Source organism: Chitinophagales bacterium, from assembly GCA_017303415.1.
GTDB lineage: Bacteria > Bacteroidota > Bacteroidia > Chitinophagales > Chitinophagaceae > SpSt-398.
In genome coordinates this window covers 2,786,361-2,801,441 of record JAFLBJ010000001.1, presented here as the reverse complement: position 1 = coordinate 2,801,441, position 15,081 = coordinate 2,786,361, and the positions used below count along the sequence as shown (strand labels likewise).

The following is a 15,081-nucleotide window of genomic DNA, read 5'->3' as shown; positions in this document are numbered from 1 at the left end:
TCGTTGTATGTAATAAGTCACTACCCGCGCGCCCGTACCAGCGCGTATTCTATTCCCCTAAGTTCGGCCAAACCTTTTAGCCGTCCGATGGCAGAGTAACCGGGATAGGTTTTTTTCTTCAGGTCATCGAGCATCTGGTGACCATGATCAGGCCGCATGGGGAGGGATATTTTTCTTTTTTCCTGGATATCCTGTACTGCATGTATAATGGCATACATATCTGTATCTCCGGCCAGGTGATCCGCTTCATAAAAATTTCCCTGTGGATCACGTTTGGTATTGCGGAGGTGTAGGAAATGGACACGGTCCCCAAAGCGCTGCAACATCTTAACCAGATCATTATCGGCGCGGGCGCCAAAACTGCCCGTGCAAAAGCAAAGTCCGTTGGCGGTAACAGGCACAGCCTCTAACAACGCGGCCGCGTCTGCCTCCGTACTGACGATACGTGGCAGCCCGAGTATCGGGTAGGGAGGATCATCGGGGTGAATGGCAAGGGCAATGCCCAGCGATTCAGCCAGTGGAGCAACCTCCTGTAAAAAGAAAAGTAAATGTTTGCGAAGCTGGTTCGCGTCAATATGTTTGTATTTATCCAGTTCAGCAAAGATCTGTTCGGGAGTAAACGCCTCATCACTACCCGGTAATCCAAGCATGGCATTGTGGTAAAGCCTTTGCTTTTCCTGTTCGGTCATATCCCTGAAACGGTCTTCGGCCTTTCGGATTTCTTCTTTGGTATAGTCTTTTTCCGCACCTGGTCTTTTTAAAAGAAAAAGGTCAAAGGCCACAAAGGCATTTCTTTCAAAATAAAGTGCGCGGCTTCCATCGGCCATTTCATAGTCCACATGCGTCCGCAGCCAATCAAGGACCGGCATAAAATTGTAGGTAATGACCTTTAGTCCACAAGCTGCCGCATGCTTAAGGCTTGTCTTATAATTTTGGATATGCTGAAGATAATCCCCGCTCTGTCGTTTGATGTCATCGCTCACAGGGAGGCTTTCCACTACGGTCCAACTCATACCCGCCTTTTCGATGACGGCCTTTCTTTTCTCTATTTCTTCCACGGTCCATACATCACCCACCGGGATATGGTGTAAAGCAGTAACCACTCCCTCACAACCTGCCTGGCGAATATCAGCAAGACTCACCGGGTCGTTGGGCCCGAACCATCGCATGGTTTGATGCATTCTTAGCATAGGTACTCCTACAATTTTAACCTGCTATTCCCCAGGAAGAGAAATACATGAAAATACCAATAATGATGGCTACAACGATCAGGGAAAGCGCCACATCCCATGCATTCCACGAAGCACGGCTGGCTGCTTTGTCTGCATCAACCGTTGTAGCAAAGGTCAGCCCTTCGATTTGTTCTTTTGAAGGAGGAGGCGTAGCAAAACTTACCACCACCATCACTACCACGGAGAACAGGAACAGGTATATACAGAAATAAAGGAAATTGATATGGGCAAAATCATATAAGATACCAGCAGGAAGTTTATCCTGTAATAATTGCAAGGTGAGTTTGATCATTCCTACCACAAATCCTGCAACCATGGCGGTATAAGCACCCTTGGCATTTAGTCGGGGGAAGAAAACGCCCAACAGAAATACCGCGGCGATCGGAGGCGCGAGGTAAGATTGTACACTCTGCAAATAATCATAGAGACTGCTGGAGATACGTCCCATCAATGGAATCCACACCATACCAAGGATCACAATCACGCCTGTAGCGATACGTCCCACCCGCACCAATTGTTTTTCAGAGGCTTCCGGGTGTTGTTTTTTATAAATGTCAATGGTGTACAAGGTAGAGCAGGCATTATATACGGAGGCCAGTGAACTCATCAGGGCAGCCAGCAAACCACCAGCGAGAATTCCGCGAAGACCAACCGGCATGATCTGCTTCACCATTTCCGGGAAGGCCGCATTGGTATCGGTCAATTGAAGTTTTCCCTGTTGATGAAGGGCAAAAGCGATCAATCCGGGAATCAGGAAGATAAAGAAAGGGAGGAGTTTGAGAAAAGCGGCAAAGATGGTACCGCGACGGGCCTCTTTTTCATTTTTTGCTGCGAGGCATCGCTGTACGATATGCTGATCGGTACACCAATACCATAGCCCCACGATCGGCGAGGCAAAGAGGAGGGCGACCCACGGATATTCAGGGTCACTCAAGGGACGGAACATATTGAGTTTCTCTTTGGGAATGGAACTCATCAAGGCATCCCAACCACCTACTTCACGCAGGCCAAAGAATAGCAGCACACCTGAACCGGCAAGAAGTACGATGGCCTGAATGGCTTCCGTGTACATTACCGCATGAAGTCCACCCAATACGGTGTACACCCCGGTAACCACCACCAGAATGATGGCCCCTGTCCAAAAGTCAACGCCCAGGAATTGATTGAATACAAGTGCGCCGGCGAAAATGGTCACCGATGCCTTGGCAATGATATAGCTAAACAGTTGTATGATCGACAATAGCCTTCTGGACTGGGGGTTGAAACGACGTTCCAGAAATTCCGGCATGGTATATACAGAGCTGCGCAGATAAAAGGGAACAAAAACCCAACCCAGTACCAGAACCAGATAGGAATGTAGTTCATAATGGCCGAGGGCAGTACCAGACCTTGCGGCGGAACCCGCCAACCCGACGATATGTTCACTCCCTACATTGGAGGCAAGGATAGAGGCACCGATCACAAACCAACCCAGGTTTCGGTTGGCAAGAAAATAATCGGACGCGGTTTCCTTGCTTTTGCGAATGCTCCATACAGAGACAAGGGCAATGATGACAAGGTAGAGGATGACAAAGATCCAATCGATGGTTCCGAGGAAGTTCATATAGCAGTTTTAAATGGCGAATAAAAAAGAGAAGCAAGGGCCTGCACAGGCAGGCCCTGCAATAATTAAATATACCGGTTAATGAGATTTTCGATGTATTCCTGTTTCCCGCTTCTGGTTTCTGGTTCCCCTTTTTCGATGGCCAGGGACATCAGGTCTTCCAGGCTCAGCTTGCCTTGTTCAAATTCATGTCCTTTACCGGAATCGTAGGAAGCATAACGGTCGGCACGAAGTTTTTTGTAATCGGAACCCTGAAGGATCTTGTCGGCTGTGATCAGTGCGCGGGCAAAACTGTCCATTCCACCGATATGTGCGTGGAAAAGATCTTCCGGATCGGTTGAGTTGCGACGGATCTTCGCGTCAAAGTTGATACCACCACCCTGGAAGCCTCCGGCCTCAAGAATGATCAGCATCGCTTCAACCAGTTCATTGATATTATTGGGGAACTGGTCGGTGTCCCAGCCATTCTGGTAATCTCCCCGGTTGGCATCCATGCTTCCAAGAAGTCCGGCATCAGCCGCTACCTGAAGTTCATGTGTAAAGGTGTGACCCGCCAGGGTGGCATGGTTCACCTCGATATTCAGACTGAAATCATTCAGCAGATCGTATTGACGAAGGAAACCGATCACGGTTTCGCAATCATAGTCATATTGGTGTTTGCTGGGTTCGCAGGGTTTGGGCTCAATAAAGAATTTCCCTTTGAAACCATTCTTCCGTGCATAGTCACGCGCCAGGGTGAGGAAACGGGCCAGGTGTTCTTTTTCCCTTTTCATATTGGTATTGAGCAGGGACATATATCCTTCACGTCCACCCCAGAAAACATAGTTTTCTCCATTCAGTGCGATGGTGGCATCCAGCGCGGTCTTTACCTGGGCGGCTCCATGTGTGAGCACATGGAAATCGGGATTGGTAGCCGCGCCATTCATATAACGGCGGTTGGAAAACAGATTGGCCGTGGCCCATAACAGTTTTACGCCACTGGCTTTTTGTTTTTCGGCAAAATAGGCCGTGATGGCTTTCAACCTTCTTTCATTGTCCTTTACATCATTTGTATAATCCACGGCATCCACATCATGGAAGCAATAGTAGGGGAGACCGAGTTTGGTGATAAATTCAAAGGCCGCATCTGCTTTGTCTTTGGCCCGGTCAACCGCATCGGATTTTTCATTCCAGGGAAAAAGATGGGTGGGTTCTCCAAAGGGATCGGCGCCGGATCCACAGAAGGAATGCCAGTATGCACAGGCAAAACGAAGCCATTCCTTTAAGGGTTTGCCCGCTACCACTTTATTTTCATCATACCACTGAAAGGCCATTGGGTTATCTGATCCCGGACCTTCATATGCAATCTTTCCGATGCCTTTGAAATATTCTTTGTTGCCTGTTACAATACTCATGATGATTCATTAAAAGGTGAAAAACATAATTATGATGTGGGTTCCAGCCATTCCAGTTCTTCCTGTGGCCGGAGGTGTTGGTTCAAATGCAGATTCCATTTCTGGTACAGGTCCTCATACAATTCTTTTTCTTCCGGCTCTACCGTATGTACCGGGCGACGATTGGCAAATGCCTCTTTTTCATTTTTATAATAACCCAGTCCAATGCCGGCGCCAATAGCGGCCCCATAGCTGCCATCGCCCTCGTAAAACTCAACCGCTACCTGATTCACATTAGCAAAGGCACGGGTAAAGACATCACTCAGGAAAAGATTGGATTTGCCGGCACGTACAACGGAGGGGTTCATGCCATTGCTTCGCATAATGTCCAGTCCATACCGGAAGGAGAAGGCAATACCTTCCTGTACCGCACGCACCAGGTGGGCCGTATCATGCAGGTTAAGATCGATCTGGTGAAAATGAGCGCCAATGATCCGGTTATTGAAAATGCGTTCAGCGCCATTGCCAAAGGGCAGGGCGATCAAACCGTTACTACCGGCAGGTACCTGGGCAGCCATTTCGTTCAAACTGGAATATGAATGGTTAGCCCCGGCGATATTTTTGATCCACCGGTTAAATATGCCGGTTCCATTTAAACAAAGTAAAACGCCAATACGCGTATTGTCCTCCTGGTGGTTGACATGGGCAAACCCATTGATCCTTGATTCAAGGTCATAATGTAATTGGTCAGTAACCCCATAGATGACACCCGAGGTACCAGCTGTTGCAGCAACTTCCCCGGGATGAAATACATTTAAGGAGAGGGCATTATTGGGTTGGTCACCCGCTTTATAGGTGACAGGAATTCCCGCTTTCAGTTGCAAACGGGACGCAGTTTTTTCCGTCAGTTGCCCATGATGGGAAAAAACGGGATGTATATCCGGGAAAAAGTTTTCAGCAAATCCAAAATAGCCCAGCACATCTTCCGACAACCGGTTCTCCCGGAAATCCCAAAAGATGCCTTCAGATAAAGCGGAAATGGACGTAGTAACCTCTTCCGTCATCTTCATAGCGATGAAATCGCCGGGTAGCATGACCTTTTCTATACGTTCATAGGTCTGAGGTTCATGTTCCTGAACCCAGGCCAATTTACTGGCTGTGAAATTGCCCGGAGAATTGAGCAGGTGTGAAAGACATTTTTCCTCCCCGATCGATTCAAATGCCTGTTGGCCTTTGGAAACCGCCCGGCTGTCACACCAAATGATCGAATTGCGTAAAACATTTCTGTCCTTGCCGGTAATTACAAGGCCATGCATCTGGTAGGCGATACCAATGGCACCGATCTCGAATGGATCATAATTTCCCTGTGCATGACATTTGAGAATGGCTTGTTTGACAAATTCCCACCACTGATCAGGGCTTTGTTCAGCCCATCCAGGTTTCAGGGAAAGTATATCCGCCTCGGTTTCAGGATAGAATGCCGAAGATAAAATATGTTGGGAATGGGCATCCACCACGGTTACCTTCACCGACGAAGTGCCCAAGTCTATACCCAGTAGTAACATGATCGAATTTTATCTTATCAAATATACATTTTGTAAAAAATGGGAAGGATGAAGAATCATCCTTCCGTACTGCTTAGCTTGCTTGTCAAAAAACGAAAACGGTTAAGTCTTTTGATGCGTTTTTACAATAATTACCCGATCAGGTGAATCGGTCTGGAGTAGTAGCTTGATTGGACAGGCTGGGGTTCTTTTTTGTATGCCAGCCAATTCATTTCTCAGGCAGTTATTGCAATCGGTTTATATTTACAAATACCTATATATGTTCTGTCTTTCATAGGCGATCTGTCATCAATTTATTGAGACAAAATCCTGTCAAACCCTTGTCAGTAAACTATTGTAGCGAAATTTACCGGACCCTCGCACTTTTCATTTCAAACCGGTTATTTTCGAACCACTGATGCTAAAGTAAGGAGTATTTTTTAAAAATGTGTAACCGATTGCACAATTTTTTTTCAAAAAGGACTATTTTAGCAGGACAAGGGTAAATAATCCCACCATCATGTCGAAAGAAGTAACGATCTATGACCTTGCCAGGGAATTGAATTTGTCGCCTGCTACGATCAGTCGTGGTTTGCAGAACAATAAGAGGATCAGCAAGGAAACCACGAAACGCATTCTTGCCAAGGCGGAGGAAATGGGTTATCGGCACAATAGTTTTGCCAGCAGTCTCCGCAAGCAGAAATCCCATACCATCGGCGTGATGGTCCATGAATTGAATTCCAACTTTATTACCTCGGTGCTGGCGGGTATTGAGCGAGTGACCACGGAGGCAGGGTATGACCTGATCATCGCCCACTCGTCGGAAAGCTATAAAAAAGAGGCCTCCAATGCCAGTAACCTGTTTCATAAGCGTGTGGATGGTCTAATTGCTTCGCTTTCCTTTGATACCAAGTCACTCGATCATTTTCAGGCCTATTTTGACAAAGGGATACCCGTCATCTTTTTTGACCGGGTGGAAGAAAATTCAGATACACCCAAAGTCATCATCGATAATTATAAGAGTGGATACCATGCCACCCAGCATTTAATTGAACAGGGATGCCGGCGTATTGCGCTGGTAACAGCCAACCTGAACAGGAACGTATATGCCCAGCGTTTCCGTGGGTATAAAGATGCTTTATTTGATCATAAGGTGCCCTTTGAACAACACCTGGTGTTGATCAAAGACCTCAGTGAGAAATGTGGTCGCGAGGCAGCAGAGGAGATAATGAAGATGAAACCTCGTCCCGACGGGCTGTTTATTACCAATGACTTTTCTGCCGCCGTATGTCTGCAAACACTCAAGGAAAAAGGGGTGCGGATACCGGAAGATATTGCGATCGTAGGGTTTAATAATGATGCGATCAGCAAGATCGTAGAGCCACAATTGTCCACCATCAATTACCCCGGTATTGATATGGGGGAGATTGCCGCCAGAAACCTGATCGGTCATCTTAAAGGAGAGACCAATCTTTTGCAGACCAATACGATCATTGTAAAATCAGAATTGATCATCAGGGGATCTTCTATGAAAAAGGGTTAATGCGCTCCAACATGCCAAAACAAGCATACTACATCGGCCTATCATTTTTGTTGCTTTTTACATTGCCTCTTCGGGCTGAAACGGGTTATGATCTTTGGCTACGGTATAACAAAGTGTCTGACCCTGTTCTGTTAAAACATTACCGCCAGTATATTGAGGATCCTGTTTTTCCTGGCAGTAGTCCTATGCTTGATGTGGCAAAGGCGGAGCTCAGGAACGCTTTCACCGGATTATTGGGAACCACCGTATCACTACGTACAACACCTACCAGCCGCTCTACTTTTTTTGTACAATTAAATAAAACAGCAGAACCTGGATTGGGCGAGGAGGGCTTTGGTATCACCAGCAAAGGGGGGAAGATCGTTGTAAGGGCCAATACGGAAAAAGGAATCCTCTATGGAAGTTTCCATTTTCTCCGGCTACTGCAAACGAATCAGCGGATCGATAAACTCAGCATCCTGTCTACGCCGCGGTTGAAACTTCGGATGTTAAACCATTGGGATAATCTGAACCGGACCGTGGAAAGAGGGTATGCTGGATTTTCCCTGTGGGATTGGCACCGCCTGCCCGGATATCTGGATCCACGTTATATTGATTATGCCAGGGCCAATGCTTCAATTGGTATCAACGCTGTTTCGCTGACCAATGTGAATGCGAATGCGACGGTATTATCGCCTTCCTATCTCTTAAAAGTGAAAGCCCTTGCCGATCTGTTTCGTCCATACGGCATCAAGGTATTTTTAACGGCCCGTTTTTCAGCGCCCATCGAATTGGGAAAATTGAAGACGGCCGATCCGCTTGACCCCGGGGTAAAACAATGGTGGACAGAAAAGGCCAGGGAAATATATGCCCTGATACCTGATTTCGGGGGATTTCTTGTAAAGGCTAACAGTGAAGGACAACCGGGTCCACAGGACTATAAACGAAACCATGCGGAAGGCGCTAATATGCTGGCCGAAGCATTGGCACCGCATAACGGCATCGTGATCTGGCGGGCATTTGTATATGCGGCCGAGAACCCGGTAGACCGTCACAAACAGGCTTATGATGATTTTGTACCGTTGGATGGAAAATTCCTACCCAACGTCATGGTCCAGGTTAAAAACGGAGCGATCGACTTCATGCCCCGCGAACCTTTTCATCCTTTATTTGGCGCCATGCCCAATACCCCATTGATGATGGAGTTTCAGGTGACACAGGAATACCTGGGACAGGCCACCAATTGGGTTTATCTGGGGCCACTTTTTAAAGAGGTATTGGATGCAGACACGCACCAGCAGGGAAAAGGGAGCACGGTGGCCAAAGTGATCGATGGTAGTTTGGAAGGGCATACACTGACAGGTATGACCGGTGTATCGAATATAGGAAATGATATAAACTGGTGTGGCCACCCCATGGCGCAAGCCAATTGGTATGCCTTGGGCCGGTTGGCCTGGGATCATCAGCTTTCTCCGGATTCAATAGCCGGCGAATGGATACGGATGAGTTTTTCCAATGATCCAAAACTGGTAAAGACCATACGGGGAATTATGGGAAGGACCCGCGAGATCATGGTCAATTACATGAACCCACTTGGTTTGCATCATATCATGGGCACGGGTCATCATTACGGGCCTGCCCCCTGGGTTTCCAATCAATCCAGACCCGAATGGAACCCGGTCTATTACCACAAAGCGGATTCTATTGGCATAGGCTTCAATCGTACAGCAACAGGAAGCAATGCCCTGGAGCAATATCATCCGGGTGCCCGTAAGGCCTGGGAAGACAAAGCAACGTGTGAATTACCTTATTTGTTGTGGTTTCATCATGTAGGTTGGAAGGAAAGGCTGGTGACCGGCAGGACCTTATGGGATGAATTATGTTATCGCTATTATGGAGGAGCCGATAGTGTACAATGGATCATGCGGGAGTGGAACGCACTCGAAGGGAAAGTGGACAAGGAACGATTCTCACAGGTAAAACAACTGCTGAAGGTACAATGGGAGGAGGCAGTATGGTGGAGAGAGGCCTGTTTGCTCTATTTTCAAACCTTTAGCCGGGAACCCATACCGGCATCTTATCCGCAACCTGTAAAATCATTGGATTATTATAAAAGTTTACGGTTCCCTTTTGCTCCAGGTAATGGGTGATCGGGCATTTTAAAATCAATCAACATGTCAAGTTCTCAAATTGCGATTGTGACCGGTGGCGGGAGCGGACTCGGTTTTGCAATTGCTCAGAAATTTGTTCAGCATGGGATCACAACCATTATCGTTGGCCGGGATATGGAAAAATTGGAAAAAGCCCGCGCCCAGATCGGGGAAGGCTGTCATGCCCGCTCCTGTGATGTGAGTGACCTTGCCACCCTGCCAGCATTCGTTGAAGGCATTGTCCGCGATTTTGGAAAAGTGGATATCCTGGTCAATAATGCCGGGATCAATCATAAAAAACCCCTGGTGGAAGTGACCGATGAAGATTTTCAGCGGGTGATCACCACCAATCTTACGGCTGTATTCTCTCTCAGTCGGGAAGTGGTGAAGGATATGCTTAAACGTTCCTCCGGATGCATCATTAATATCTCCAGTATGGCCGCGCAATACGGGTTGCCCAAGGTGATTGCTTATTCAGCGTCCAAGACTGCAATCGATGGCGTTACCCGCGCCATGGCGGTGGAGCTCGGGCCCATAGGTATACGTGTCAACGCTATCGCACCCGGGTTTATTTATAGCGAAATGACTGCAGCGGCCCTGAATAGTGATCCCGAAAGAAAAGCCAAAGTATTTGGCCGCACACCTATGGGTAAAATGGGGCAGCCGGAGGATATCGCGCATGCGGCTCTCTATCTGGCCAGTGAAGGTGCCTCTTTTGTAACCGGAATCGTAATGCCCGTGGATGGTGGCAATAGCATAGGTTTCTAACCCTGATCCCCTTTTAATCACCGATCAACTTTTGATCATGTCTACAAATTCCCAAAAACTATCTGTACTTGAAAAGGTCGGATATAGTCTTGGCGACCTTGCCGCCAATCTTATTTTCCAAACCCTTATGGCCTTTCTGGCTTTCTTTTATACCGATATCTACAATATCCCACCTGCTAAGGCAAGTGCGGTCATGTTGGTAGGCGGTATTTTTGGTGCCTTTTTTAATATCATCATGGGGGTCATAGCCGATCGTACCAATACGCGTTGGGGAAAATTTCGTCCCTGGGTTTTATGGACCGCTATTCCCTTTGGCGTGATTTCGCTGCTGGCATTTTCAACTCCCAACTTCAATGAAAGCGGGAAAGTCATTTATGCCTTTATCACCTATTTTCTACTGGTGATCGTTTATTCGGCCAACAACCTTCCGTATTCGGCGCTCAGTGGTGTTCTCACCGGTGATATGAAGGAGAGAAACAGTTTGTCCTCTTACCGGTTTGTGTCCGTGATGATCGCGCAGTTTATCATTCAGGTGCTTTTGTTACCTATTGCTATTTCAGTGGGCCATGGAGACAAAGCCGCCGGGTTTGAAAAGGTGATGCTTGTGTTTGCCATCACCGGTGTGATCTGTTTTCTTATAACGTTTCTGACCACCCGCGAACGGATCGTTCCACCCAAAGAACAAAAGACACCCATTCTTCAGGACCTGAAAGACCTGGCTGCCAACCGTCCCTGGGTTATCATGCTGGTGCTGACGATCCTGGTGTTTATCACCCTGGCCTTAAAAGGCGGTATGAACATTTATTATTTTAAGTATTACCTCACCGAACAAAGTCAATTGGCCTTCCTTGACCAGGTTGGATTTAACCGGATCATTAACTGGTTGAGTGGAATTTTTGGCGCCGAAGCTTTTGCCGAGTTTAGTAAACCAGGAAGCGCGCCTTATGCTGCCTCCAGTTTTACCAGTGCCTTTAGTACCATCGCCATGATCATCGGTATTTTGTTTTCTAAATCATTGGCCGATCGTTTTGGGAAAAGAAATGTATTCGGGGTTTTTATAACACTGTCGGCGCTTTGTCTGATCCTCATTCTCTTCTTCGGCCCAACCGCGGTGATGGCGGTATTTCTGACCCAGGTATTACATGGGTTTATTTATGGCATCACCATTCCGCTGCTTTGGGCTATGATCGCGGATGTGGCGGATTACAGCGAATGGAAGAATAACCGTCGGGCTACCGCTATTATTTTCTCCGCAATGATCTTTGGCCTGAAGATCGGATTAAGTGTAGGAGGGGCCCTGTCCACCTGGGTATTATCAAGGTTTGGGTATGTGGCGGATGCGGCTGTTCAAACCCCTTCCGCTATCAAGGCCATTCAATTCCTGGTAAGCCTTGTTCCCGGATTGATCTTTATTGGCGGAGCGCTTCTTTTATTCTGGTACGCCATTGATAAAAAGATGGAGGTGCGTATAGAAAATGAACTCCGCACAAAACGTATTAACGCTTAAATCTAATTATATGCCTGAAGACAGCATTGTTCATATCAACTTCAATGAACTTGACCAGAAGGCGATTTCCCAACCGCTGGTGACTCATCTTTACACCGCCGATCCATCTGCCCATGTATTTAACGGGCGGATCTATTTTTATCCTTCACACGATATCGAGGCAGGTATACCTTTTGATGACCTGGGTAGCCATTTCGCTATGGAGGATTATCATGTATTTTCTCTGTCCAGGCCAGGCGCTCATGTTACCGATCATGGTGTTGCCCTTCATGTTCAGGATGTGCCTTGGGCAGAGAAGCAGATGTGGGCGCCGGATTGTGCAGAGAAGGATGGAAAGTATTATCTCTATTTCCCTGCAAAAAAACCAGATGGAATATTTCAGATAGGGGTGGCCGTGAGTGACCGCCCGGAAGGGCCTTTTGTACCACAACCAAACCCAATCAAAGGGAGCTATTCCATTGATCCCGCAGTGTACAAGGATGATGACGGGAGTTATTACATGTACTTTGGTGGAATCTGGGGAGGGCAGTTACAATCATACCGGCAAAACCAGTATTCACCTGAGAACCTTGAACCCGATCCACATGCGATAGCACTGGGCCCCCGGGTGGCCAAACTTTCATCCAATATGGTTGAACTTGCGGAGGAAGTGAAAGAGATCCTGATACTGGATGAAAAAGGCAGGCCTTTATTGGCTGGTGACAATGATCGGCGGTTTTTTGAAGCCAGTTGGATGCATAAATACCAGGGGAAATATTATTTCTCCTATTCTACCGGGGATACCCATTATCTCTGTTATGCCATTGGCGACAACCCTTATGGCCCCTTCACCTATGCCGGCCGTATACTGGAGCCGGTGGTAGGATGGACCAGCCATCACTCCATAGTGGAATTTGAAGGAGAGTGGTACCTGTTTTATCATGACAGCAGCCTGAGCAAAGGCGTCACGCATTTGCGTAGCGTAAAAATGACCAGGCTTGAATATGATGGAGAGGGGAGGATCAAGACCATTGATCCCTATGGGCGCCCTTAAAGACTTACTTACTCAGTAAGGTAGTTTGTTCGACGATTTCCTGCATATCGATCGACAGGTGGCTTTCGTCGTACACTGCCTCACCATTGTGCAACAGGATCACCTGGGGTGATTCGTGGTGGACCTTGAATTGTTCCGCAATTTTGTTGGATAGCGACCGGTAGGAGAGCAGGTCGAGAAAATGAAAGTCGATCGTTTCCGGGAATGGCTCATTTTCCAGCCGGCGAAGGGCGATGGAACTGATATTACAACGGGAACTGTGTTTATAGATTACTTGTGGACGAACATGCGAACGCTCAATGATCCCAGGCAGTTGGGATTCATCGGTCAATACATTCCATTTCATGGATCAACAACAGTCTTAGGCGCGAAAAGGTTTGCTGGAGTTATTGACATTACCAGGGCAGCCTGATTTTTTGGAAGAATAACAGGAGCTGATCAGAACCGTGGCGACCAGAAGGAGGAGGGCGAGGATCGCTGTCTTTTTCATTCTCAATTTGGATTTATTTCAGTTAAAACGGCCAAAGGCCACAAATAGTATGCAAATATAATGCAATAATTTGTCCGACACAGGTATTCAATCCTCTTCTAAACCCCTACCTTTACCGACCCAATTGAAAAAACAGTTAAGTTCTGATGTTGCACCTTAAGAAACCATTGGCCTTCATAGACCTGGAAACCACCGGGACGAATCTTGGCACCGACCGTATCATTGAAATTGCTATTGTTAAACATCTTCCGGATGGAAATCGTAGCCAGAAACGCAGGCTCATTAACCCCGAGATGCCAATTCCTGCTCAATCAACTGAAATTCACGGAATTACAGACGAAATGGTAAAAGATGCCCCTACTTTTAAGCAGGTGGCCCAGGAATTGAAGCAAATGCTCGATGGCTGTGACATTGCCGGGTACAATTCCAACCGGTTTGATATTCCCCTGCTGGTGGAAGAGTTTATCCGCGTAGAGGTTGATTTTGATATGAAAGGTCGCCGGATGTTGGATGTACAGCGCATTTTCCACCTCATGGAACCCAGAACCCTTAGTGCAGCCTATAAATTTTATTGTGATAAGACCCTTGAGAATGCCCACAGCGCCGAAGCAGATGCCCAGGCAACGGCGGAAATTCTCGAATCTCAGCTCAAACGGTACCCCTCACTGGGCGATTCAGTGGATTCTGTACTAAAGGCGATCGGTGAAGAAGTGATCGTTGATTTTGCCCGTCGTTTTGGGGTGGAAAACGGGGTAGAGGTCTTCAATTTTGGAAAACATAAAGGCAGACCGGTTTCCGATGTACTACGTGCCGAACCGCAGTATTATGACTGGATGATGCGCGGCGATTTTCCCCGTCATACCAAACAGAAACTCACTGAAATATATACACGCACCCTTCTGAAAAAGAATTAACAGCCTTTGGGCAAAAATCCTTAGGTTTCCATACCAAAAGATGTAAATTCGTTGCCCTTGCCCTCATTCTTGGAAAAGTTAGTCATTATACCAACATATAACGAAAAGGATAATATCAATGCTATCCTTTTGGCCATCTTTTCCCTTCAACAAAATTTTCATGTACTGGTGATCGACGACGGTTCTCCCGACGGGACCGCGGATATTGTACGTCGGTTACAGTCCAAGTATCCCGGGGTATTATTTCTGGAAGAACGGAAGGGTAAGCTCGGATTGGGAACGGCCTATATACATGGTTTTAAATGGGCGCTGGAAAAAGGGTATCAATACATTTTTGAAATGGATGCCGATTTTTCCCATAACCCCGGCGATCTTCAACGATTGTATGAAGCGGCACAGGAAGAAAATGCTGATGTAGTGGTAGGCTCCAGGTATGTGGAAGGGGGAGGTTTTGTGGATTGGCCAAGAAACCGGATCCTGCTATCCAAAGGAGCCTCGCTCTATACCCGGTTAATTCTTTGGATACCTGTAAGGGATACCACGGCCGGCTTTGTATGTTATAGTCGAAAAGTACTCGAGGCCATCAACCTCGATCAGATACATTTTGTGGGTTATGCATTCCAGATCGAAATGAAATTTGTGGCCTGGAAACTCGGATTTACCATCACCGAGGTCCCCATCATCTTCCGCGACCGTACCGTAGGTACTTCTAAAATGAACAAAGGAATTGTAAAAGAAGGAATCCTTGGTGTATTAAAACTCAGATGGTATAGCCTGTTCACGAATTATAGAAAGAGAGTGAAGGTGGGGGGAATGTCGATGCATGAAGCGTGAGGCGTGAGACGTGAGACGTGAGACGTGAGACGTGAGACGTGAGACGTGAGACGTGAGAGGATTTTACAGATATAAAAATAATCAAAGTTTTAAATATTTTCTAACTCGCGA

General features: G+C 47.1%; 12 protein-coding genes. 7 read left to right on the top strand and 5 right to left on the bottom strand.

From position 1 onward, the window contains the following. Nucleotides 1-20 precede the first annotated feature (20 nt). The 4 genes from uxuA to J0M30_12110 form a co-directional block, all read right to left on the bottom strand. Nucleotides 21-1,181, bottom strand: coding sequence for a mannonate dehydratase (gene uxuA, locus J0M30_12125; GenBank protein ID MBN8668244.1), 1,161 nt, complete (start codon nt 1,179-1,181; stop codon nt 21-23). 25 nt (nt 1,182-1,206) lie between these two features. Next, nucleotides 1,207-2,835 carry a sodium:solute symporter gene (locus J0M30_12120; protein MBN8668243.1) on the bottom strand — a complete coding sequence of 543 codons (1,629 nt, stop codon included), beginning with the start codon at nt 2,833-2,835 and terminating at the stop codon, nt 1,207-1,209. A 65-nt stretch (nt 2,836-2,900) separates the two neighbouring features. Beyond that, on the bottom strand, nt 2,901-4,229 hold the full coding sequence (gene xylA / locus J0M30_12115) for a xylose isomerase (GenBank protein ID MBN8668242.1): 1,329 nt from the start codon (nt 4,227-4,229) through the stop codon (nt 2,901-2,903). 29 nt (nt 4,230-4,258) lie between these two features. Further along, nucleotides 4,259-5,773 (bottom strand): carbohydrate kinase, encoded by a 1,515-nt coding sequence (locus J0M30_12110; protein MBN8668241.1) that lies wholly within the window; start codon nt 5,771-5,773, stop codon nt 4,259-4,261. Nucleotides 5,774-6,272: 499 nt separating this feature from the next. Between J0M30_12110 and J0M30_12105 the strand changes: the two genes are divergently transcribed. From J0M30_12105 to J0M30_12085, 5 genes are read left to right on the top strand one after another with little or no spacing between them, the layout of a single operon-like run. Further along, nucleotides 6,273-7,295: a LacI family DNA-binding transcriptional regulator gene (locus J0M30_12105; GenBank protein ID MBN8668240.1), complete on the top strand. Its 1,023-nt coding sequence runs from the start codon at nt 6,273-6,275 to the stop codon at nt 7,293-7,295. Further along, nucleotides 7,295-9,424 carry an alpha-glucuronidase gene (locus J0M30_12100; GenBank protein ID MBN8668239.1) on the top strand — a complete coding sequence of 710 codons (2,130 nt, stop codon included), beginning with the start codon at nt 7,295-7,297 and terminating at the stop codon, nt 9,422-9,424. The genes J0M30_12105 and J0M30_12100 overlap by 1 nt, the downstream gene beginning before the upstream one ends. 24 nt (nt 9,425-9,448) lie before the next feature. Continuing rightward, nucleotides 9,449-10,192, top strand: coding sequence for an SDR family oxidoreductase (locus J0M30_12095; protein MBN8668238.1), 744 nt, complete (start codon nt 9,449-9,451; stop codon nt 10,190-10,192). 37 nt (nt 10,193-10,229) lie between these two features. Next, on the top strand, nt 10,230-11,699 hold the full coding sequence (locus J0M30_12090) for an MFS transporter (protein MBN8668237.1): 1,470 nt from the start codon (nt 10,230-10,232) through the stop codon (nt 11,697-11,699). Between the two features lie 10 nt (nt 11,700-11,709). Then, entirely contained in the window at nt 11,710-12,732 is a 1,023-nt protein-coding gene (locus J0M30_12085; protein ID MBN8668236.1) for a glycoside hydrolase family 43 protein, read from the top strand. A 4-nt stretch (nt 12,733-12,736) separates the two neighbouring features. On the opposite strand, the gene ytxJ is transcribed toward J0M30_12085, so the two are convergent. Continuing rightward, nucleotides 12,737-13,078: a bacillithiol system redox-active protein YtxJ gene (gene ytxJ, locus J0M30_12080; protein ID MBN8668235.1), complete on the bottom strand. Its 342-nt coding sequence runs from the start codon at nt 13,076-13,078 to the stop codon at nt 12,737-12,739. A gap of 290 nt (nt 13,079-13,368) precedes the next feature. On the opposite strand from ytxJ, the gene J0M30_12075 reads away from it, so the two are divergent. Continuing rightward, entirely contained in the window at nt 13,369-14,136 is a 768-nt protein-coding gene (locus J0M30_12075; GenBank protein MBN8668234.1) for a 3'-5' exonuclease, read from the top strand. Nucleotides 14,137-14,205: 69 nt separating this feature from the next. Next, on the top strand, nt 14,206-14,970 hold the full coding sequence (locus J0M30_12070; GenBank protein ID MBN8668233.1) for a polyprenol monophosphomannose synthase: 765 nt from the start codon (nt 14,206-14,208) through the stop codon (nt 14,968-14,970). Nucleotides 14,971-15,081 lie beyond the last annotated feature (111 nt).

Excerpts from the sequence above, each read along its gene's own strand:
- uxuA (MBN8668244.1), bottom strand. The coding sequence starts at position 1,181 with ATGCATCAAACCATGCGATGGTTCGGGCCCAACGACCCGGTGAGTCTT.
- J0M30_12120 (MBN8668243.1), bottom strand. The coding sequence starts at position 2,835 with ATGAACTTCCTCGGAACCATCGATTGGATCTTTGTCATCCTCTACCTT.
- xylA (MBN8668242.1), bottom strand. The coding sequence starts at position 4,229 with ATGAGTATTGTAACAGGCAACAAAGAATATTTCAAAGGCATCGGAAAG.
- J0M30_12110 (MBN8668241.1), bottom strand. The coding sequence starts at position 5,773 with ATGTTACTACTGGGTATAGACTTGGGCACTTCGTCGGTGAAGGTAACC.
- J0M30_12105 (MBN8668240.1), top strand. The coding sequence starts at position 6,273 with ATGTCGAAAGAAGTAACGATCTATGACCTTGCCAGGGAATTGAATTTG.
- J0M30_12100 (MBN8668239.1), top strand. The coding sequence starts at position 7,295 with ATGCGCTCCAACATGCCAAAACAAGCATACTACATCGGCCTATCATTT.
- J0M30_12095 (MBN8668238.1), top strand. The coding sequence starts at position 9,449 with ATGTCAAGTTCTCAAATTGCGATTGTGACCGGTGGCGGGAGCGGACTC.
- J0M30_12090 (MBN8668237.1), top strand. The coding sequence starts at position 10,230 with ATGTCTACAAATTCCCAAAAACTATCTGTACTTGAAAAGGTCGGATAT.
- J0M30_12085 (MBN8668236.1), top strand. The coding sequence starts at position 11,710 with ATGCCTGAAGACAGCATTGTTCATATCAACTTCAATGAACTTGACCAG.
- ytxJ (MBN8668235.1), bottom strand. The coding sequence starts at position 13,078 with ATGAAATGGAATGTATTGACCGATGAATCCCAACTGCCTGGGATCATT.
- J0M30_12075 (MBN8668234.1), top strand. The coding sequence starts at position 13,369 with ATGTTGCACCTTAAGAAACCATTGGCCTTCATAGACCTGGAAACCACC.